At 63.4% G+C, this 20,846-nt stretch carries 17 protein-coding genes, 2 tRNA genes and 1 rRNA gene; 17 read left to right on the top strand and 3 right to left on the bottom strand.

The features are described 5' to 3' along the window. Positions 1–108: 108 nt before the first annotated feature. Genes IPP68_00565 through IPP68_00535 form a run of 7 tightly spaced genes read left to right on the top strand, consistent with a single transcriptional unit; the run spans position 109 to position 7,423 of the window. Positions 109–759, top strand: a complete 651-nt coding sequence (locus tag IPP68_00565; GenBank protein ID MBL0348856.1) for a hypothetical protein — start codon at positions 109–111, stop codon at positions 757–759. Beyond that, positions 756–1,385, top strand: coding sequence for a radical SAM protein (locus IPP68_00560; protein MBL0348855.1), 630 nt, complete (start codon positions 756–758; stop codon positions 1,383–1,385). Before IPP68_00565 ends, IPP68_00560 begins: the two co-directional genes overlap by 4 nt. Positions 1,386–1,440: 55 nt before the next feature. After that, positions 1,441–2,463, top strand: a complete 1,023-nt coding sequence (locus tag IPP68_00555) for a hypothetical protein (GenBank protein ID MBL0348854.1) — start codon at positions 1,441–1,443, stop codon at positions 2,461–2,463. Beyond that, positions 2,433–2,939, top strand: coding sequence for a glycogen-binding domain-containing protein (locus IPP68_00550; protein MBL0348853.1), 507 nt, complete (start codon positions 2,433–2,435; stop codon positions 2,937–2,939). The genes IPP68_00555 and IPP68_00550 overlap by 31 nt, the downstream gene beginning before the upstream one ends. Beyond that, positions 2,936–4,924, top strand: a complete 1,989-nt coding sequence (locus IPP68_00545) for a hypothetical protein (GenBank protein ID MBL0348852.1) — start codon at positions 2,936–2,938, stop codon at positions 4,922–4,924. Before IPP68_00550 ends, IPP68_00545 begins: the two co-directional genes overlap by 4 nt. A gap of 16 nt (positions 4,925–4,940) precedes the next feature. Then, positions 4,941–6,509: a Do family serine endopeptidase gene (locus IPP68_00540; GenBank protein MBL0348851.1), complete on the top strand. Its 1,569-nt coding sequence runs from the start codon at positions 4,941–4,943 to the stop codon at positions 6,507–6,509. Then, positions 6,506–7,423: a response regulator gene (locus IPP68_00535; protein ID MBL0348850.1), complete on the top strand. Its 918-nt coding sequence runs from the start codon at positions 6,506–6,508 to the stop codon at positions 7,421–7,423. The genes IPP68_00540 and IPP68_00535 overlap by 4 nt, the downstream gene beginning before the upstream one ends. On the opposite strand, the gene IPP68_00530 is transcribed toward IPP68_00535, so the two are convergent. Next, positions 7,420–9,633 (bottom strand): hypothetical protein, encoded by a 2,214-nt coding sequence (locus IPP68_00530; GenBank protein MBL0348849.1) that lies wholly within the window; start codon positions 9,631–9,633, stop codon positions 7,420–7,422. The two genes, IPP68_00535 and IPP68_00530, sit on opposite strands and share 4 nt — an antisense overlap. Before the next feature lie 83 nt (positions 9,634–9,716). Here IPP68_00530 and thpR point away from each other — a divergent pair, with 83 nt between their 5' ends. The 7 genes from thpR to IPP68_00495 all read left to right on the top strand — a co-directional run bounded on the left by thpR (position 9,717) and on the right by IPP68_00495 (position 15,386). Continuing rightward, positions 9,717–10,271, top strand: coding sequence for an RNA 2',3'-cyclic phosphodiesterase (gene thpR, locus IPP68_00525; GenBank protein MBL0348848.1), 555 nt, complete (start codon positions 9,717–9,719; stop codon positions 10,269–10,271). Next, positions 10,268–10,690 (top strand): Holliday junction resolvase RuvX, encoded by a 423-nt coding sequence (ruvX, locus tag IPP68_00520; GenBank protein MBL0348847.1) that lies wholly within the window; start codon positions 10,268–10,270, stop codon positions 10,688–10,690. Before thpR ends, ruvX begins: the two co-directional genes overlap by 4 nt. Beyond that, a complete protein-coding gene (mltG, locus tag IPP68_00515) occupies positions 10,687–11,721 on the top strand; it encodes an endolytic transglycosylase MltG (GenBank protein ID MBL0348846.1) in 1,035 nt (344 codons plus the stop codon). Before ruvX ends, mltG begins: the two co-directional genes overlap by 4 nt. A gap of 28 nt (positions 11,722–11,749) precedes the next feature. After that, positions 11,750–12,148, top strand: a complete 399-nt coding sequence (locus IPP68_00510) for a hypothetical protein (protein MBL0348845.1) — start codon at positions 11,750–11,752, stop codon at positions 12,146–12,148. 50 nt (positions 12,149–12,198) lie between these two features. Continuing rightward, a complete protein-coding gene (locus IPP68_00505) occupies positions 12,199–12,891 on the top strand; it encodes a GNAT family N-acetyltransferase (protein ID MBL0348844.1) in 693 nt (230 codons plus the stop codon). A gap of 42 nt (positions 12,892–12,933) precedes the next feature. Further along, entirely contained in the window at positions 12,934–13,845 is a 912-nt protein-coding gene (locus IPP68_00500) for a sugar kinase (GenBank protein MBL0348843.1), read from the top strand. 218 nt (positions 13,846–14,063) lie between these two features. Continuing rightward, entirely contained in the window at positions 14,064–15,386 is a 1,323-nt protein-coding gene (locus IPP68_00495) for a hypothetical protein (GenBank protein MBL0348842.1), read from the top strand. 270 nt (positions 15,387–15,656) lie between these two features. Here the strand turns inward: IPP68_00495 and rfbC are convergent, their stop codons facing one another. Beyond that, positions 15,657–16,211, bottom strand: a complete 555-nt coding sequence (rfbC, locus tag IPP68_00490; protein ID MBL0348841.1) for a dTDP-4-dehydrorhamnose 3,5-epimerase — start codon at positions 16,209–16,211, stop codon at positions 15,657–15,659. Continuing rightward, positions 16,208–18,268 carry an O-antigen ligase family protein gene (locus tag IPP68_00485; protein ID MBL0348840.1) on the bottom strand — a complete coding sequence of 687 codons (2,061 nt, stop codon included), beginning with the start codon at positions 18,266–18,268 and terminating at the stop codon, positions 16,208–16,210. Before IPP68_00485 ends, rfbC begins: the two co-directional genes overlap by 4 nt. 501 nt (positions 18,269–18,769) lie before the next feature. Between IPP68_00485 and IPP68_00480 the strand changes: the two genes are divergently transcribed. From IPP68_00480 to IPP68_00470, 3 genes are all read left to right on the top strand, one after another. Next, a 16S ribosomal RNA gene (locus IPP68_00480) occupies positions 18,770–20,305 on the top strand. A 133-nt stretch (positions 20,306–20,438) separates the two neighbouring features. Further along, positions 20,439–20,512: transfer RNA gene (locus tag IPP68_00475), tRNA-Ile, on the top strand. 99 nt (positions 20,513–20,611) lie between these two features. Then, positions 20,612–20,684, top strand: a tRNA-Ala gene (locus IPP68_00470). The last annotated feature ends 162 nt before the right edge of the window (positions 20,685–20,846 follow it).

Below are 20,846 nucleotides of genomic sequence, written 5' to 3'. Positions count from 1 at the left end.
TCAAAGGGGGAGTACAAAAAAAAGAACCCTCCCCGCCAACGGTGAACCTTCGGCGGGCCTGGGAGAAGCGCTCCGTATACCAAAGACATAAGTGATATACTATTTAAGATGCGATCGCGCAAGCTCCTGTTTTCCTTCTTTCTCCTGACGTTGGCCGGGCCGGGGGCGCTTCGGGCGGAAGAACTGACCGCCACGGAGCAGAACCTCGTGGCCCGCTACATGCAAATGCACAAAGGCCCGCGGGATTTGGCCGTGGGCATTTGGTTCCCGGAACCCATCTGGGACAGCCTCGCCTCCGCGGCCGCCGGCGCCTCCCCGGGCGCCGCCCTCTCCGCCCAGGAGGTCCTCCTTCTCCAGAAATTTTTGCGGCCCTACACCCTGGTGGGCCTGATTTACGCCCGCCAAAAAGGCGGCGAAGTCCGCCCCCGGCCCGAGGCCTGGGTCCGAAAAAAGGTCCGGCTCGTGGGCCCCGACGGCCGGTCCTACAAAGCCCTGACGCCGGATCGTCTGCCGGCCGAACTGCACCAGACCCTGCAGGGCTTTCGCTTCGGTTTGGCCTCCACCCAGCCGGGGTTGGCCGACTACACGTACTTTCTGGCCTTCCCCAATGTCGACAGGCAGGGGCGCCTTTTGGTCGACTCCCGACGGGAAGGGGCCTTCACCATTAAAATCGGCGACGCCAACCTGCTCTGGACCACGCCCCTGGACCCGGAGCCCCGGCCCGCCTTGCCCGCCGGCGCCGTTCCCCAACCCCTGTGACCACCGCCACGGCCGTGTCCCTGGTGTATGAGTATGACGGCGGCTTGTACGTTAATTTGACCAGCCGCTGCCCCACGGCCTGCGCTTTTTGCATCAAGTTTTCCTGGGACTACAAGTATCGGGGCCACGATTTGAAATTGCCGGCGGAGCCCACCGTGGAGGACATTTTGAACGCGGCTCCCCCGGACCTTTCCAAATACCGCGAGGTGGTTTTCTGCGGCTACGGGGAATCCACCTATCGGTTGCCGGAAATGAAAACCCTCGCGGCGGCCTTCCGCGCCCGGGGCGCCCGGCGGGTCCGCCTCAACACCGTGGGCCTCGGCAACCTGATCAACGGGCGGAACATCGCCCCGGAGCTGACCTTCTTGGACGCGGTGTCCATCAGCCTCAACACCGTCGATCCCGACACCTACCTTAAAATCATGCGACCCCGGCCGGAGTTTCGGGACCGGGCCCTGGACAGCGTCAAGGAATTCATCGCCGAATGCGCCCGGGCCGTGCCGAACACCACGGTGACCGCCGTGGCTCTCCCCGGGGTGGACCCCGCGGGCGTGGAAGCCGTCGCCCACGCCGCGGGCGCCAAATACCGCCTGCGGCCCCACCTGGACGCCTACGAAGAAGACTGAGGTTTTCCGTCGATTCCCGGGGCGGCGTTTCCGACTGGGGGTCCTCGCCGACGATTTGACCGGCGCGGGCGACGCCGCCCTGGCCCTGGCCGAGCGGGGCTGGCCCGTGGAATTTCACGCCTGGCCCGGCGGCCGCCCCGGTTTCCGGTCCCGGGCCTGGGTGATCAACACCGATTCCCGCCACGACGGGCCCGCCCGGGCCGCGGCCAAGGTCCGTTCCGCCGTCCGATCCCTCCGACGGTGGGGCGCCGACGTCCTTTTCAAAAAAATCGATTCCACCCTGCGGGGCCCCGTCGGCCCCGAAACCGACGCTTTTCTCCGGGCGGCGCACGTGAAGGCCCCGGTTTTCTTTGTCCCCGCTTTTCCCCGGGCGGGGCGAACGGTGGTGGCCGGCCGGTTGTTGGTGGAGGGGATTCCCCTGGACCGCACGCCCTTCGGCCGGGACCCCCGGAGTCCCCGTCGGAGCGCCCGGGTCGCGACCCTCCTCGATCGGCCCCGCGGGTTGGGTCGGCGATTGACGATTCCCGACGTGCCGGACAACGCGGCATTGCGCCAGGCGGCCCGCCGCGCGGCCAAGGATTCGGTGGCCGTGGGCTCCTCGGCTTTCCTGGGCGTTTTCGCCGGTCCGGGGGAAAGGCGCGGGGCCCTTTCGGCCGTTTCCCGGGTCCGGTCCGCGGTGGTGGTGTCCGGCTCGGCCCACCCCCGGACGGGGGCGCAGTTGGACTTCATTGAGCGACGGCTCCGGCGGGGGAACTTTCCGGCCCAATGGAACGTCCATATTATTCGATCGCCCCGACGGCGGTCCTCCTCGGAGACGGTGCTTCGCGGATTGGTGGTGGAGGCCCGGGGGATCCCGAAGGCGAACCGATCCCCCCGTTGGGTCCTCACGGGCGGAGAAACGGCTTTGAGATTGGTAAAATGCTGGGGTCAAAACCGGTGGCGGGTGGTCGGGAAAGTCGCCCCGGGAATTCCCCTCTGTCGATCCCTGGAGGGGCCCGCGCGGGAGTTGGTTTTAAAACCGGGCGGTTTTGGCCGGACGGATGTGTTGTGGAAATCCTTGAACGGAGCGACGGCATGACCGATTTGACGGTGGATTCAACGGCGGCGACCCGGAGGTCCCGGGGGGCGGCGCTCTTCGCCCTGACGGCCCTGGGCCTTATGGCGCCGGCCACCCTGCGAGTGGGGCGCGACTTGGCCGCGCTGGACCGCGCCCGGGGCGCCACGCCCCGCTCCCTGGCGGCCTCGGTTCCCGTTTTTCGGGCGCCTTCGCCCGTCGTTCTTCGAGCGCCCGAGGACGGCCTTCGGCCCGTGGCGTTCCGCCTCTTGGCCCCGGCGGCCCAATCCGTGTGGGTCGGGGGTTCCTTCAACGATTTTAACGCGGCCGACCATCCGCTGACGCGCACCGCGGACGGCGTGTGGGAAACCACCGTGCCCTTGGCCCCCGGCCGCTACGAATACAAATTCAAAGTCGACGGCCGGTGGGAGCTGGACCCCGCCAACCCCGAACGCACCCCGGCGCCCCGGGAATGTTCCTTGCTGGAGATCGGCTCGTGAGCCGCGGCCGCGCACTTTGGGCCGGGGCTTTCCTCCTGGTCGCCGGGTGTCTGGGCCCTTTGCCCCCCCGGGGTCGGGTGCGGCCCATGGGGATTCCGCCGGTCGAGCCGACGACCCCCGCGGTTCCGACGCTCCCCGGCGAGACGATTCCCGTTCCATCGACGGTTCCCGCGGAAGGCTTTCCGCCGGTGGAAATTCTTCCCTCCACGGGCCCCGCCGTGGGGCTATTGCCCGTTCTTTGGACCCCGGCCCCCAAATCCGATCCCTTGGCCGCCGCCCGGTATTTGGCCGCCCGTCCGGGTCTTCGAGTGACGGCCCTCTTCCCCGAGGCCTATTTTTCCGATGACGCCAACGGTCGTCAGGCCCGGGCACTGTTCCTCTCCCTGATTTCCTCCGGCGCTCTCGAAGTCGCCCTGACGCTGCCGGGCCGGCCGGTGCTGCCTCTTCTGATGGACACGGACAACGCCAAAGCATCAACGGCGCCCGTGACCGCCCTGCCCCCCCGTTTCGCCTGGCCCCAGGACGTGACGGAACAAATCGCCCTGGCCCGGGCGGCCCATCGCCGCCGCTGGCGGTCCGATCCGGCCGTGGTGATGATGCCCTGGGACGCGGTTCAAGGCCCCGAATTGGCCGAATTGGCGAAATTTAAACTTCGCTGGGGGCTGCTCGCCTCCACCCCCGGGTCGCCCCTGTTGCTGGAGGACGATCGCCTCTCCTTGGCGCGACCGGCCCTTCCGCCGATCGGCGCGGCGGCCCGGCGCGACTGGTGGAAGCGCGGCCCCGGGCCCGCTTTGTCCGCCGGAGAGACCTGGGGCCCCGTCCACGTCGCGACCCTCGACGAATTGACGTTGTGGGAATCCTGGCTTTCGACGGAAGCTTTCCACTGGGCCAAAGTGTCCGACACCGTCCGGGAATCCGTTTCCACGTCGGTGGTCCGTTCGCCCCTGCCCACGCCGGATTTCACCCCCTGGATCGGCGACAACGAGGAGAACCGCGCCTGGGAATTGCTGGGCATCGCCCGCCGTTCCGTGGAAGACGTGACCAACGCCGGGCAAGCCGATGTGCGAAGCCTGAACCTGGCGGTCCGGGCGGTCTACGCCGCCGAGAGCGGGACGTACCTCCATTCGTTCGGGCAGGAGGCCGACGGCGCCCGGGACGCCGATTTAAAACGGGAATTCCTCGCCTCGCTCAACCAGGTGTTTCAATTGATGGGAAAGCCCGTGCCCCCCGAAATTCGCAACGGGTTCGCCCGGGGGGGCGTCCCGACGACGGCGGAGGGCGAGGGGTCCTTTGAACGGGTCGGCGCGACGCTTCGCTGGCGGGACCCCCTGCACGACGATCGGGGCCCGGGCAATTACTATTATCCGATGGGCAGCCAGTACGAGACGGGGACCTGGGATCTGCGCGTTTTTGACGTAAGCCCCACGACCGACGCCGTGGTTCTTGGATTCGAATTCGCGGCGCTGCCCAATCCGTTCAAAGCGCCGTTGGGGTTCTCCTTCCCCTTGGTGGACGTCTACATCGACATCAATCATTCCCCCGGGGCCGGCGCTCAAGAGTTGCTGCCCGGTCGGCCGGGCCTGGTGGAATCCCAGGACGCCTGGGAATACGCGATGAGCATCGACGGATGGGGCGCGCGACTGTTTCAATTTGTTCCGGGCGGTGCTCCCCGCACGGTGGCGACTTTGGCCGGCCAGAAAACCGGGCCCGCGCGCTTCACGGCCACCCTTCCGCGCCGTTATCTTCGGGGCGATCCCGACGGTTGGGGATTCGGCGTGGCCGTGATGGGCCGGGCGCCCCAAGGCGGTCCCATGGCCGTGGGGACGGACCCGGGTGCCGCGCAGTTCGGCGGCGCCGACGCGGCGGACCGTCCGGCCCCCCCTTACATCGATTTGTTGACCCCCGAGGGGGTCAGCCAGCGCCGCGCCCTCGGCGTCTACCGTCAAGGGCAGGACCCGACCTTGCCCTTCGTGCGCGCGGAATAACCCCAAGGAGCCATCCATGAGTTTACCTTCCAAGCACGATCGTTTCCTTTTCGGCGTTCTCGCGACGACCCTCGCCCTGGGTTTGGTATGGATGTCCGAGCGGCAGAGCGAAGGTCGCATTTCCTCCTTTCTTCCCACGGCCTGGGGCCCCAAAAAAGACAAGGGCCTTTCCCTGGACCCCGTGCCCGTGGACGGGTCCGTTTTGAATCTCCAGAACTCCTTCGCCAAGGTGGCCGCCCAGGTCAAGCCCGCCGTGGTCAGTATCACCGCCACCCACATCGAAACCGTTCAGGCCCCCCAGTTTTATTTCGGCGACCCCTTTGAGGATTTCTTCCGCGAATTCCAGGGCATGCCCCGTCGGGCGCCGGGCGCGGCCCCCGCGCCGCGTTCCTTTGAGCGGCGGCAGCAGGGGCTGGGGTCGGGCGTGATCGTTGACCCCCGGGGTTACATTTTGACGAACGAGCACGTGGTCCGGGGCGCCGACGAATTGACCGTGACCCTTCAATGTCCCGAGGAGAAAAAGTTTCCGGGCAAAGTGGTGGGGGCCGACCCTCGCACGGATTTGGCGGTGGTCAAAATCACTCCCAAAGAACCGTTGACCTACGCCACGCTCGGGGATTCGGACCGTGTTCGGGTGGGGGATTGGGCCATCGCCATCGGCAGCCCCTTCGGGTTGGAACAAACCCTCACGGTGGGCGTGATTTCGGCGGTGCGGCAAACCCTGAACATTGAAGGCGTCAACTACTCGAATTTGCTTCAAACCGACGCCGCCATCAACCGGGGAAATTCCGGCGGGCCGCTCCTCAACATCCGGGGGGAAGTCATCGGCATCAACTCGGCCATCTACGCCCCCACCGGCGTTTTCGCGGGCATCGGTTTCGCCATTCCGGTGAACCGCGTGAAGGACATCATGGAGCAATTAATTGAAAAGGGCCGCGTGGTCCGGGGTTGGATGGGCGTGGAAATTTTGTCGGTCAACGACGTGATGGCGCGGCAGTTCGGCCTGAAATCGACCGAAGGCGTGATGATCAACAACGTGCTCCCGGGGTCCCCCGCCGACAAGGCCGGCTTGAAACGCGGCGACGTGGTCGTGTCCTTCGACGGCCGAAGGACCCCCACCCAGGAAGCCTTGGTGGAGTTGGTGGGAAAAACGCCACCCAAGAAAACCGTGGCCATGAAAATCGTGCGCGACGGGAAGGAGCGCGATCTATCCTTGGTGACCGCGGAAATGCCCTCCGAAGCGGCGGCGCCCGCCGCCGGCGGCGACGGCCGCTCACCGGCCCCCGGCGAGCCCGTGGAATGGGAAGGCGCGCGCCTCGTCCCCGCCTCGACCGAATTGGCCCAGCGTTACGGTTTTTCCCCGGGCGCCCCGGGCGTGGTGGTGGTGGAAGTCCAGCCCGGGGGGTTGGCCGAACGGCTGGGGTTGGAAGAGGGCGATTTGGTGGCGTCGGTGAACCGGCAGAAAACGCCCGACCTCGCGGCTTTCCTCAAGACCGCCAAAGCCGCCGACGCCCAGGACGGGTTGCTGTTGGACGTGAACCGCCAGGGCCGATGGGTGTATTTGAGTTTCCGGGAAGGGCAATGAGCTCTTCCACCGCCCGGCTCCTGCTCGTCGAAGACGACCAAACTCTTTCGGAGATCGTCTCGACCCTTCTCAAGCAGGAAGCCTATCGCGTCACGTTGACTCGGAACGGCGAAGACGCGCTCCGGCTCGCCCGGGAAGAACGCCCCGACCTTATTTTGCTCGATGTCCTGCTCCCCAAAATGAGCGGCTTTGAGGTGTGCCAGCGCCTTCGATCGGACCCGGCCACCTGCCTGATTCCCATCATCCTCGTGACGGCCCTGGGCGCCACCAAGGACAAAGTCACGGGGTTCAAGCTGGGGGCCGACGAATACTTGTCAAAACCCTTCGATTCTTTGGAGCTGTTGGCCCGGGTGGAACGGGTGCTTCAACGGAGCCGCGAGGAGCTGGCCGCCAACCCGCTCACGGGCCTTCCGGGGGGCGTGGCGTTGGAAAGGGAAATTCAACGGCGGTTGATGGACCAGGAGGCTTTCACCGTGGCCCGGGTGGATGTTTCGGGGTTGGCCGCCTTTAACCGGTCGTACGGCTATGAAAAGGGCGATCACATCGTTCGCCTGATCGGCATGATTTTACGCAGCGCGGTTCAAGAACTGGGAAACAGCAACGATTTGGTGGCCCACTTCGGCGGAGACGATTTCGGTTTTGTGAGCACGGCGGTGCGGGCGGAAGTGGTGGCGGCCCGGGCCTTGGAAAACGCGGAAATGTTGCTTTTGATGCAATACGAGGAAAAAGACCGGACGCCCCCGGCCCGGGGCGCGGCCCCGGCGCTCATGACGCTTTCCATCGGCATTGTCGATGTGGCCCCCGGGCGCTTTCACCACCACGTGCCCATTCTGGACGAGGCCGCCGCGGCCCTGGCCGAGGCCAAAAAAATCAACGGACATCACTTGGTCCGTCGGGACGCCGTGCCGGTTTAGCCGTACCGCCGGGCGCGCCGGGCGGCGCCGGCCCCCAGGACCATCAGGCTTCCGATTCCCAGCCCCAATCCCCACCGAAAGAGCGCCGGCCGGTACACCCAGGCCCCCCGCCAATCCCCCGACGGCAACGCCACCGATTGAAAGGCGTGGTTGGCCCGCCGATTTTTTTCCAAGGCGCCGTTCAAATAAACGTCCCATCCCGGGTACCAGGGCGCGCTCCGAACGGCCCAACCGGCGCCCCGCCCTTGAAAGTCAACCCGTCCCGGTCCTTCGGTCCAGCGGATTTCCGGGGAAGCGTCGGACGGGGGGTTCACCGTCGGCTCCTCCAACACCACTTCACGGCGGGGATCCCAGGCGCTTCCCAAATAGGCCAGGCGCGCCGAGGCGTCCGCAATGGCCGTGGACCGGGCGACGGCGGTGACCCGTTCCAGGGCTCCGGGGTTGCGGTAGAAAAGGGCGTTGGCGGCCCGGGCCGTGGGAACCCGGGGCGCCGAAAGGCCCCGGTGGGCGACCAGGCCGTCGACGCCCAGAAAATCAAGCACGGGCCCCCCGGGATCTTCTCGATTAAGAAGTCGACGGAAAGCCGCGAATTCTGACAGGCCGAAGACTTCGTAGGACCAGGCGTTGGGGGCGCGGTAGGGCAGCATGACCGTTGGGAAACCCGCCTGGCGCAGGCTGCGGTAACCCTCGACCAAATTGTCCCCCGTCATGACGCGGTTGTCCAGGGCCGCCGGAACCAGGGCGAACCGGCGCGGTTGATTCTGAAACACCGCGGCCAAGGCGATGCGTTCCCGAAAAAAGTCGACGGGGGCCAGGGGATGAAGGCCGCCGGCGTTCCAGGCGAGTTCGAGGAGCGTGAGCAACAAAAGTCCGGCGGTTCCGCGACGTCCCCGGGGCGCCAGCAGGCCCACGGCCGCGGCCGCGACGCCCGTTTGAATAAACCCCCACCGCACGAAGCGGTCCTGGGCGGCGGTGAGATCCGCCAGGCCCAGCATGGCGCCGATCAGCCGGTGACGCGGGGCGGACCACAGGGCGCCCAGGAGGCAGAGGGCGCCCAGGCCCCAGGCGAATCGGGTCGCTTTTTTTCTTGCCGATTCGTCCGATCCGCCGAGTGCCGCCAGAAAGCCCACGGTCAGAACCGTCACCACGGCGGCGTTGGAAAAATGGGTCATATAACGAAATCCTGGGACGAGGACACGGGCCCCGGAAAACAGCGGTTCGCACCCCAGGGCCAGGAGGAGAAACAGGGCGCCGCTCCCGATCCAAAACCCCTTTTTGCGGGTCCGCGTGAAAACGGCCCCCAGGGCCAGGAGAAGAGGGGCGGTGCCCACGTAAAAAGTCGACAACCAATTTCGCTGCACGGGCCAAAATTCCGCCCCGAAAGCCGAAGGAGCGAACGGAGAGGCTATTTTGTCGATCAGGTTGGGAATCAGGATTTTAAAAAGCAAGGCGGGGGTGAGAAGATAACGGGCCGCGTCGGAGTCCGTGATGGCGGAGCGGAGCGATCGCCCGGCCAGCTCCCAGGAGGGCAAAATTTGCGGCAACGCCGCCAGGATTCCGAAGCCCACCCCGAGGGCCCAAAAACCGACAGAAGACCAGCGCCGTTCCCGGGCCCCCCGCCAAAGCACCGCCGCCCCGGCCCAGAGGAGGCCGTATTCGGTGAGGGGCGTGTAGCCGCCGAAAAACAAAAGAGCCGTGGCCCAGGGCACCCATCGGTGTCGGCCGGTCCAGGAAAACAAAACGAGGAACGGAAGAAAAGGCAGCGTGGCCCCCACGGCGGGGAATTCCCAGTTGACCACCGCGAAACCGCCCAAGGCGACGGCCAGCGCCGCGAGGAGGGAGGAAGACCGGTCGGCGCGTGGCCGCAGGACCCGCGCGGTGAGAAGCGTTCCCAAAAACAACAGGCCGGCGTTAAGTCCGATCCCCAATCGCCAAGCCGTCGCAAAGGGGAAGACCCAGTAAAGAAGGGCCGGGGGGTGAAAAAGCATGATTTGGGGGTTGGCCAGAAAAGGTTCCCCGCAAGAGGAAAAACCATTCCAAAGCGGCAGGCGCCCGGCCTGGACCTCCTGGGCGGCGTACGTCAACCAAGGGTGAAAGGAAAAGGTGATGTCCCCGGAGAAGGGGATTTTTCCGTTGAAAAAGCCCGGAACAAACAAAAGGGCCGCGGCGACGATAATTCCACCGATCCACGCGATGTCCCGACGGGTCATGGCGACAGTGTAGGACAGTGGGCGCGGGACCCGCAAGAAGAAACGCCCTTTTCATTCGCCGGCAACTTTGGGACAATGGCGTCGTGAAATTATTCGTGTCGTTGGCGCCGCCCCGGGAGCTTCACGCCACCTTGACCCGGTCTTTTTTCCCCCTGCGGGAGGGCGTGGCCGGGGCCCGGTGGACCAAGCCCGATCAATCCCATTTCACTCTCCGTTTCATCGGCCCGTCCGACAACGTTCCGGCCCTGGAATCCGCCTGCCGGGCGGCGGCGCGCAGCGTCGCCCCCTTTGAATTGGAATTGCGGGGCCTCGGCGTTTTTCCGACGGAGGGAATCCCGCAGATCCTGTGGGCCGGGGTCGGCGCGGGGGGCGACGTCTTGACCCGGTTGACCGCGGGGTTGGAAAGCGGGCTGGCCCGGGCCGGTTTCCCGCCCCCGGACCATCCGTTTAGACCCCACCTCACCCTGGCGCGCTTTACGGGCGCGCCGCGCCTCCCCGAAGGCTTTCTCGCGGCCCACGCCGATCGTCCTTGGTTTTCCTTTCGGGCCGATAAAATCGCGGTGATGGAGAGTCAACCCACCGCCTTCGGCGTCAAGCATTACACGCGAAGCGCGTATTCCCTCGGCGGCCCCGCGTGACGGTTTATCTCGGGGTGGATTGGGGGCGGGCTCGGGTGGGCGTGGCGGTGTCCGATGAGTCCGGGGTCATGGCCCATCCCCTGGAGACCCTGCACGGCGGGTCCCCCGCGGACGTGGCCGCGGCGTTGATGAAATTGGCGGTGGATCGGGGGGCCGGGGCGGTGGTTCTGGGCCTCCCGCTCAACATGGACGGTTCCGAAGGCGACAGCGCCCGGGCGGCCCGGGCCCTGGCCGCGGCCCTGGAATCCCAGGGCCTGCGGACGATTCTGCGCGACGAACGATTGTCCACCTGGCGGGCCGAGGCGATGCTGACGGAGCGGGGCGCCCACGGGCGGGCCAAAAAAGAGCGCCGGGACCGGGCCGCGGCGGCGGTGATTCTCCAGGGGTATCTGGACGAGCAGCGTGGGGGCGGGGCGTGATGGGTTTCTCCCGGCGGGGGTTTGGGACGGTCGCGGCGGTCGCTGTCCTGGGTTTCGGGGCGACCCTGGCGTGGATCAACAGCGCGCCCGCGGGCGGCGGCGACGGGGTTCTGGAAATTCCCCAGGGGGCGGGGGCCGTCCGAGTGGCCCGGGAGCTGAAAGCGGCGGGACGTCTGCGCTCCGTGGCCTGGTTTCGCCTGCTGTCCCGCCTCTTTCGAGCCGACGGAAAATTAAAAGCGGGAGCCTATCGCTTGGCGTCCGGCCGGTCCGCCGCTGGCCTTCTGAAGGATTTGGTCGCGGGACGGGGCGAGGCCCTCCGGCTCACCTGGCCGGAAGGGTGGGCCCTCTGGCAGATGGCGGATCGGACGGCGGCCGCCGGGGTCTGCGGGCGGGACGCGTTTCTCGCGGCCGCCCAGGGGGCCGAAGGCTTTTTGTTCCCGGAGACGTATCTGTTTGAGCCCGGCACGCCCGCCCCCGCGGTGATCCGGGCGGGGCGGGATCGTTTTGCCGCCGTGTGGGAGGAAGTTTTCCGGGCGGCCCAGGCCGCGGGGGCGGTGCCGCCGGGCCCGATTCCCCGGGACCCCGACGAAGAATTCCGTCTGGCCGACGGCCGCCGTTGGACCCAACGCCGAACGGTGACCCTGGCCTCCCTGGTGGAGCGGGAGGCCCGCCGTCCCAGCGACCGACCCCTCGTGTCCGCCGTTTATCAAAATCGACTTAAAAAGGGGATGCGTTTGGAATGCGATCCGACGGTCCAATACGCCCTGGGCGAGTGGAAAAACCCGCTGTGGAGAAAAGACCTGGCGATGGAACACCCCTACAACACGTACCGGCGGTTCGGCCTTCCCCCGGGACCGATCTGCAGTCCAGGCCGTGAATCCCTGGCGGCGGCGTTGGCCCCGGCCGCCGTGGATTTTCTTTATTTTGTCGCCGACGACACCGGCGGCCATTCCTTTTCGTCCAATTACGAAGACCACCAACGGGCGGTGCGCGCCCGGCGGCGGGCCATGCGGGCCGTCAAAAAATCATAAACTTAACAAAACAATTTCGGGAGATCCCATGAGAAAACCGTTGCTCCTCTTGCTCTTAAGCCTCGTTGCTCCCGTTTTGCGGGCCGACTACAACGAAGACCCGCCCGTGGGCGGCGCCACGACGCCCACACGCAATAAAAGCGGCGAGGGGGGGGGCGATAAGGCGGAGCGATCCGGCGATCAACGCAGGGAGCGGGGAGATCGCGAGGAGCGGCGCGGAGAGCGCCGGGAAAAACGCGGGGAAAAAATCGAAAAGCAGGGCGAGGCCCTTCAAAACAAGGCCGACGATCTTCGGTCCGCCGGGAACGGCCCGGCCGCCGACCGGGTGGAGAAAAAAGGCGAACGACGAGAAAAGCGGGGCGAGCGGATGCAGCGCCAGGGCAACCGCGCGCAACGCCGCGGCTCCCGCCGAACCCTCGGGAATTGATTTGACCGACGTTTCCCGCGGCCTCCCCGGGAACGGACATCCTTTCGACCATGGGCCTGCTGGACGTTAAAGACCTTTCCTTCAATTTCGTGGAAACCCCCGCGCGGCGGGAGGCGATTTACCGCCTACGCTACGATGTGTGGGTGACGGAATTGTCCCACGCCCAACCGCTCCACTTCCCCAAGGGCTTGGTCACCGACGAGTTGGACGCGGTGTCGCTTCACGCGGCAGCCCTGCGGGGCCCCGACCCTGTGGCCGCGATCCGTTTGATTCCACCCACCGCCAAGGGCCTGCCCATCCACGGGGTGATCAACGTCCGTTTCAGCGGGCGGCCGGAGCCGACCGCCGAAATTTCCCACTTGGTGATCAGTCAAATATACCGTCGACGAAAAGAGGACGGTCCCTTCGGCGCGGAGCCGTACCTGCGCCAAAGCGAGGGCGGTTCCCTGCCGGATCAGGGCCCTCTGGGCATGACCCTGCGGGGTCGAAAAGGCCCCCGGTTGATTCTCGGGTTGTTTCGGCTTCTTTACCTCGCTTCCAAGCAGCGCGGATTGACGCGTTGGTTTTTCCTGGCGGACGTGAGGCTTTTCACCCTGTTGACCCGCTACGGCATGCCCTTCCGGCAGATGGCCGACCGTCCGGCGGATTTTCCGGATCGCATACCGGCGTCGATGTTGATTTCGGAATTCGAAGACCGCCTCCGGCGACTGGACCCGGGGCTGTTCGAAGAATTTACACATTAAACCGGGCGGCGTCGGCCGGCCGATTTTTTCAGGGAGGTGGGTGTGAGCGTTTTGGTGGTGGGATCGGTGGCGTTGGATTCGGTGAAAACCCCCTTCGGCCAGCGGGCCGACGCGTTGGGGGGGTCGGCCGTTTATTTTTCCTATTCGGCGAGTTTTTCCACGGATGTCCGGTTGGTGGGAGTGGTCGGTCGTGATTTTCCAACGAAACACCTGGACCTCTTGCGCCGACGGCGGATCGATCTGTCCGGCCTCCAAATCGCCGACGGAGAGACGTTCCGGTGGTCGGGGTTCTACGAATACGATTTGAACGAAGCCAAAACCCTGGACACGCGGCTGAACGTCTTTGAGAAATTCGTCCCCATCCTGCCCGAATCTTTCCGCGCCACCGACGCCGTGTTTCTGGCCAACATCGACCCGGACCTGCAAATGCGGGTTCTCCGCCAGGTTCACCGGCCGAAGGTCGTTGCCGCGGACACCATGAATTTGTGGATTTCGACCAAGCCCGACCGCCTGAAGGCTCTCTGCAAAGAAATCGATATTTTGATTTTGAACGACGGGGAGGCCCGCCAGTTGTCGGGGAAACCCAGTCTTATTCAAGCGGGAAAATTGATCCGGTCCTGGGGCCCCCGCTACGTGGTGGTGAAAAAGGGGGAGCACGGCGCCCTGCTTTTCTCGGAACGGCGCGTGTCCTCGGCGCCGGCCTATCCGTTGGAAGAGGTCTTTGACCCCACGGGCGCCGGCGACACCTTCGCCGGAGGATTCATGGGCTACATCAACCGGAACGGCAACCGGCTGGACGAAACCACCCTTCACAACGCCTTGTTCCACGGCACGGTCATGGCGAGCTTCACCGTCGAGAAATTTTCCCTGGACCGGCTGCTCACCGTGACCCCGGCCCAAATCCGCGCCCGCCTCGCGCTCCTCCACCGCATGTCCCGCCCCCCTCGTTCTTAATGCTCTCGAATTCTTTGCAATTCCGAGGCCGATCCTTCCTCCCCAACGAACCCTTCCAAAGCGGAATCCTGATTTCCAGCCTCTATTTCACCCTCGGGCTAATCGGTGTTTTGCGGCATGAGATGTGGAGGGATGAGCTCCAGGCTTGGCTATTGGCGCGCGACAGTCGATCGTTGGGCGAACTTTTCCGAAACCTCCGGTACGAGGGACATCCCGGGTTGTGGCACACGGTGCTCTATTTTTTGACAAGGGTCACGTCCAACCCGCATTCCATGCAGTTGGTTCATCTTGGGGCAGCAACGCTCGGGGTGTTTTTATTCGCTCGTTTTTCCCCCTTTTCGAATCTCCATAAAGTTTTGTTTTCATTTGGCTACTTTGTTTTTTATGAATTCGCCGTCGTTTCCCGTGGATACGTTCTGGAATTGCCGATCGTTTTCGGAGTGTGTTTTATGTTGCTCCGTTCTGCACGGCGGCTCTGGCCGATTGGATTTCTATTGGCGCTCCTGGCGAACACGAGCGTTTTCGGAGCGATCATCGCGCTCGCTTTTACCGGAACCGTGTTTGCCAATCGATTTCCCCGCTTCGGAATTTCGGGAGGAAAGCTGGCCCGGATAGCGGACGAAGGGTTGTTCTTGCTGATCGTTGGGTTGGGAATGATTTTGTTTTTCGTGCAAATCCGACCCCCGGCGGACGCGGGGGCGCACATGAAATTAATTTATTCCGAACACATCAATTGGGGCGCTCCCCTGATATGCCTAAAGTTGTTGGCGACCGGTCTCCTCCCCCTTCCAAATATAATCATCGTTCAAGGGTGGTCGTCGAATTTTTTTATTCAATTTGACCCTACTGGCGGCTGGTTGGCTGGCGCCTCCGTTTTGGCGATCCTCGTCTGTTTGGTGTCGGAATGGCGAGACCCCTCCGCGATCGTCTTTTTCCTCCTCGGGATCGGGGGAATTCTAGTGTTTCAGTTGATGGTGTTTTCTTACCTCGGAGTAACCGTCCGGCATTGCGGCCACCTCTTCGTGGTGCTGGTCGCTGCCCTTTGGTTGTCTTTCGGGTCCGGCGCCCGGCCGCGGGGGAGGGTGCTGACGGTGTTGCTTTCTTTGCACGTCATTGGGGGGGCGTTTGCCTACGCCCGTGACTTGTTCTTTCCATTTTCAAGGAGCGCCGAAGCGGCTGAATTCATTCTGCGCGGGGAGTGGAGGAATTGGCCCATTGCGGGAAGCCGAGATTATCTTGTGTCCCCGTTGTCCGCGTATCTGGGCCGGAAAATTTATTATCTAAATACCGATACGATCGGAAGTTTCATTCATTGGAACGAATACCGGGAAAAACCGCAGAGCCCGGCGGTCGCGGTGCGTGTGCTTGAGAAAATGAGCGAGGCAACGGGGTATCCAATTTTGCTTGTTCTGAGTTATCCCCTGGATTCGCCAAAGGTTGAATGGCTAAGTTCGTCCTTCAATATCAGGAAATTAGCCGAATTCAACGGCGCCATCGTGGCCGACGAGTCGTATTATTTGTATCGCCTCACTCGAAAATAATCGCCTTTCGGTTGATCGTCGGGGGAGGGTGGGGATTTGTTAGGCGGATTCGGGTTGATTTTCCGTTCGTGCCATGGATCTTTCGGAGTCGGGATTTTCTCTCGAATCGCGGCCGGACCGATCATTCGACAGCCCCCGGCCGACTTTTCCGGCTGGAAATAAAACCTCCGGCTATTGGCTCTGAGAAAGGCAACGACGCGCCTCATTCCAAAGGAGGCCGCGCCGATCTTTTTTGGATAATAGGAGGCCCTCGGGCGGCAGGCGGGGCCCTTAGACGGCCAAGTGCCGGATGGCCTCGGCCCAGGGGAGACCGCCGGCGTCTTTTTCGGATAGGATCGGGGGCGCCGCGGTGGGCCATTGAACATTCACCGTCGGGTCGTCCCACCTCAAGGTTGCCTCGGCGCCGGGCCGATAGAGGGTCGTTACTTTGTAATGAAAAAGGGTCCGCTCGGCGGCGGCCAGAAACCCGTGGGCGAAGCCCGGAGGAAGGTAGAGGGCCCGGCCGTTTTCGTCAGACAACTCCAACCCGAACCATTTTCCAAACGTGGCCGAAGACGGCCGCATGTCCACGGCCACGTCGAAGACGGATCCCGACAGGACCCGAACCAGTTTCCCCTGGGCGTGGGGCGCCCGCTGAAAATGAAGTCCCCGAAGGGTTCCCTTGACCGAAACGCTCACGTTGTCTTGAACGAAATCGGTCGGTAGCCCCGCTTCTCTAAAATCCCTTTCGTTGTACGCCTCGAAAAAATACCCCCGGGGGTCCCGGTGCACGCGGGGTTCCAGGATTAAAAGTCCTTCCAGCGGGGTGGGGGTCCTGGCGATCATGGGGTGGCTCGTATTTTACCTTTTGGGGCCTTCCCATTGACGGCTTCGAAAGCCTCCGCCAGCAATTTAACAGCCGGACTTTCCGGGAACCCCTTTCGAAGGTCGTTCCAGAGTCGGCGGGCGGAGGGGCGGTCCCGGCGAGCCAAGTAAGCGCCGACGGCAAGCGCCAGGGATTCCGCCGATGGAGGAGCGGTGCGTTCGGACAGGAACGTCAGCGCCGCGGTGGGGTTGTGGAGCCTCAGTTGGGCGTAGGCGGATTCGAGCAAATAGGCGTCGCGATCCCGGTGGGCGATGGTCCGGCCGTACCCGGAAAGGGAGGCGGAATCTTCGGGGGGCAGGGCCCGCAGGGGAGCCAGAAATCGCTCCGCCTCGGCGGGGTCGCCGATCCGGGTCAACGCCCGGGCGATCATCCATTGAGCATCGGCGTATTCCGGTTCCAGTCGCAGGGCGTTTTGCGCCGATTCCAAGGCGTCGGGCCAGCGGCCCAGGGTCGCCTGGGCCCCGGACAACTCCATCCACCAAGTCGCCCGGGTGGGTTGGAGAATTGACGCCCGGGTCAGCCAGGGGAGGCCTTCTTCAAGCTTCGGGGGAGCGCGGTGTTCAATCAACAAATGGCCCAGGGCGTGACCCGCCTCGGGATGGTCGGGCCAACGCCGGAGCACCTCCCGGAGAAGGGCCTCCGCTTCGGCGGGGTCCGATGTCCCGCCGACCGGCGGGTGCACCAAGGCATCCGCCCGGTTCAGCCGGTTCTCCAATTGCGCTTTGGTGAAAACGAAACCCCCACGGTCCGACCGGGCGGCGATAAACGCGCCGAGGGCGATCCCGCCGAGAACGGCGAAGGCGGCGCGCCAAAGCGCCCGATCGCGCCCGACCGGTGGGGAAAACCGATCCGGTTCCGGGGAAAGTCCAAAGAATACGCCGGCGGCCAACAGGAGGTTAACCGGGGAATAAAAAGGAAAATTGAACACGCAAAACACCGCGGCGGACAACAGCAGGGCCCAGCGAGTCGGATCCGCCGCTCGTCGGGCCCTCGTCAGCGCCGGCCCGAAAGCCGCCCCCGCCAGAAGGAGCGCCGGAAGGCCGTATTCCGCGGCCAATTGAAGGAAATCGTTGTGGGCGAAGGAATGGTCGTGATCGAAGCGAATCCATTGATGGGGAAAAGGGCCTCGGTGGGCGCCGTAAAGGCGGGCGAAGAGGCCGGGCCCCCAGCCGAATAGCGGACGGTCCAGGACGCCCGCCGCCGCCGCTTTCCAAATGGCCAGGCGGGACCAACCGAAGGGGTCCATGGTTTTCAAGACCGCCGCCGTCCGGGAGACCGGCGCCAAGACCGCCGCGGCCGCCAAAGAAAGGACAAACCAGAGAAGACCGCGGGCGCCCCACCGACGGTGGATCAAGGCGCCGGCGCCGACGGACACCGCGATGAGGCCGCTCCGGGAACGAAACAACAAAAGTCCGAGGAGAAAAAAGGCCGGAAGAATCCATCCCGCCGCGCGACGCGCAACGCCGGAAGCCTTTTGGGGCTTGGCCCCGGAAAGACCGAGGGCGTCGGGCAGAACCATTAAGGTTCCGGCGACCAACCAGAAGGATTTGTATTGGGGGTTGCGGGGAAGGCCGGCATCGGTGAGCGAAGGAAAAAATGTTCCCAATACCGCTCCGGCGCTGTAAGCCAGGGCGCCCGCCAAGACCAAAATCTTGAAGAACCGCCGGTGATCGTCGTTCCAGCGTGAAGCGAGCCAGCCGAAGGCGAGAAAAATTCCGACTTTCAGAACGCTCTCGGTTCCCGCCGGAGGGCAGAGGGAAACCCCCCAGGCCAGCACGGTCCAGAGAAAAAAGGCGGCGACCCGGCGGTTTCTTCCGTCGGTGCGCGTCCCCGGGTTCGGCGCGCTGTCGACGAAGGCGGCGAGAAAGAAAAGACCGGCGGCGATGAGCGGCCAATACGCCGCCCGGGCCCCGGAAAGGAAAACGGCCACGCCGGCCAAGGTCAGAAGCCCCAAGGGACGGTCCAGCCCGGCGATCGGGCCGCGCCGGGACGGGGCGGTGGAATGCGAGAGATTCACGTTCTTCTCCGTCGGAAAAGTCCCGCTTTGGGCGCTCGCGGATCCGACACTTCCCATTGTGAAAAATAAATTGAAAAAAGTGTTGACAATTTTTTTTCGTTTGGTATACTTGAGCCCTGAACAGCGGTGAAGTTCCACCGCGCCGAGTTTTGACATGAAGAGATCCGGTTCACCCGCGAACCGGTGCCAGAGGATACAAAGGATGTATTCTTTGAAGGGGGCCATTTGCGCCCCGCGTACTTTTTTTTGTACAATGCGGACCCAATTTGAAATGTTCTTTGACATAGAGCCAAAAAACGCAGGCGGATGAGCGCCCCAAGCGGACCCGTGTCGCACCATCGATACGGTGAAGCGGGGCATCCTCCGATGCTTATTGGTAAACGACGTTCAGGTGTAATAAAGCTTGTGTTTTACAACTCAAGCAATTCCATCAATGAAGAGCCGTAAACCAAACCTCATAAGTTTCGATTCCTAAGCCCGCAAGGGTTTGGGAACAACGATCTTACGGAGAGTTTGATCCTGGCTCAGAGTGAACGCTGGCGGCATGCCTAACACATGCAAGTCGAACGGACTTTGGCAGTGTATCGTCAAGGTTAGTGGCAAACGGGTGAGTAATACGTGAATAACCTCCCTTCGAGTGGGGGATAACTCCGGGAAACCGGAGCTAATACCGCGTGAGACCACGTCCTGGCATCAGGATGAGGTTAAAGTCCCGCAAGGGACTCTTGAAGAGGGATTCACGGCCTATCAGCTAGTTGGCGGGGTAACGGCCCACCAAGGCTACGACGGGTAAGCGGTCTGAAAGGACGACCGCTCACAATGGCACTGAGACACGGGCCATACTCCTACGGGAGGCAGCAGTGGGGAATTTTGCGCAATGGGGGAAACCCTGACGCAGCAATGCCGCGTGGAGGACGAAGGTCTTCGGATTGTAAACTCCTTTTGCGGGGGACAAATAGCGGCGTGAATAACGCCGACTGATGGTACTCCGTGAATAAGCCACGGCTAACTTCGTGCCAGCAGCCGCGGTAAGACGAAGGTGGCGAGCGTTACTCGGAATTACTAGGCGTAAAGCGTGGGCAGGCGGTTTGGTAAGTCTGCTGTGAAAGCCCCGGGCTCAACCCGGGGAGGTCAGTGGATACTGCCGGACTTGGATGTGGGAGAGGTGACTGGAATTCCTGGTGTAGCGGTGAAATGCGTAGATATCAGGAGGAACACCGATGGCGAAAGCAGGTCACTGGACCACTATCGACGCTCATCCACGAAAGCTGGGGGATCAAACAGGATTAGATACCCTGGTAGTCCCAGCCGTAAACGATGCACATTAGATATGGGGGGTATCGACCCCTCCCGTGTCGACGCTAACGCATTAAATGTGCCGCCTGGGGAGTACGGCCGCAAGGTTGAAACTCAAAGGAATTGACGGGGGCCCGCACAAGCGGTGGATCATGTGGTTTAATTCGACGCAACGCGAAGAACCTTACCTGGGCTCGAACGGCTAGTAGTAGCTCCTGTGAAAGCGGGAGCGAACCGTCAAGTCGGTTGCTAGTCGAGGTGCTGCATGGCTGTCGTCAGCTCGTGTCGTGAGATGTTGGGTTAAGTCCCGCAACGAGCGCAACCCCTATCCTATGTTGCCACCCGCGCAAGCGGCGCACTCTTAGGAGACTGCCTCGGATAACGGGGAGGAAGGTGGGGACGACGTCAAGTCCTCATGGCCCTTATGTCCAGGGCTACACACGTGATACAATGGCGACTACAGAGGGATGCGAGGCCGCAAGGCGGAGCCAACCCCACAAAAGTCGCCCCAGTTCAGATTGTGGGCTGCAACCCGCCCACATGAAGGCGGAATCGCTAGTAATCGCAGATCAGCAGGCTGCGGTGAATACGTTCCCGGGCCTTGTACACACCGCCCGTCACACCACGAAAGCCCGTTGCAACAGAAGTCCGGTCTTTGGCCGGCCCAAGTTGTGACTGGTGATTGGGGTGAAGTCGTAACAAGGTAGCCGTACGGGAACGTGCGGCTGGATCACCTCCTTTCTAAGGAGAATTCTAGAGCGCTTCGGCGCAGCTAGAAGAGGTCGATCATCGATGTGCCCCACGGGGCGCTCATCGGCCTGCGAATGGCTCAATGTCAATCTTGGCTCTTTCAAACGAAGTGGGACTCGCTTTAGGGCGGATAGCTCAGCTGGTTAGAGCACACCCCTGATAAGGGTGAGGCCGGTGGTTCGAGTCCACTTCCGCCCAGATTTCTGGAACCCCGACGAGCAAGAAGCCGCACGGGGCTGGCCCTGCCTGATTCGCATGGGCTCCCCGGTCAATCAAGGTGATCCGATTTGTCGGGCCGGGGCTGTAGCTCAGCTGGGAGAGCGCCTGCTTTGCAAGCAGGAGGCCGCCGGTTCAATCCCGGCCAGCTCCATTTGAAACAAGATTCGAAGTTCCTGCCGGTGTTCCGCGGTGGCGGTCCGGAAGCAACGTTCCTTCATAAAATTTTGCAGTAAGCCGTCCTCTGGACGCTGGTTGAGGTCCACGGGAGCGACGGTTCTTTGACACACGAATAGGAAAGTCAAGCGTCTAATTA

Source organism: Elusimicrobiota bacterium (assembly GCA_016722575.1).
GTDB lineage: Bacteria > Elusimicrobiota > Elusimicrobia > FEN-1173 > FEN-1173 > JADKIY01.
Note: the sequence above shows the minus strand (reverse complement) of the source record. Positions and strands in the feature narration are given on the sequence as shown.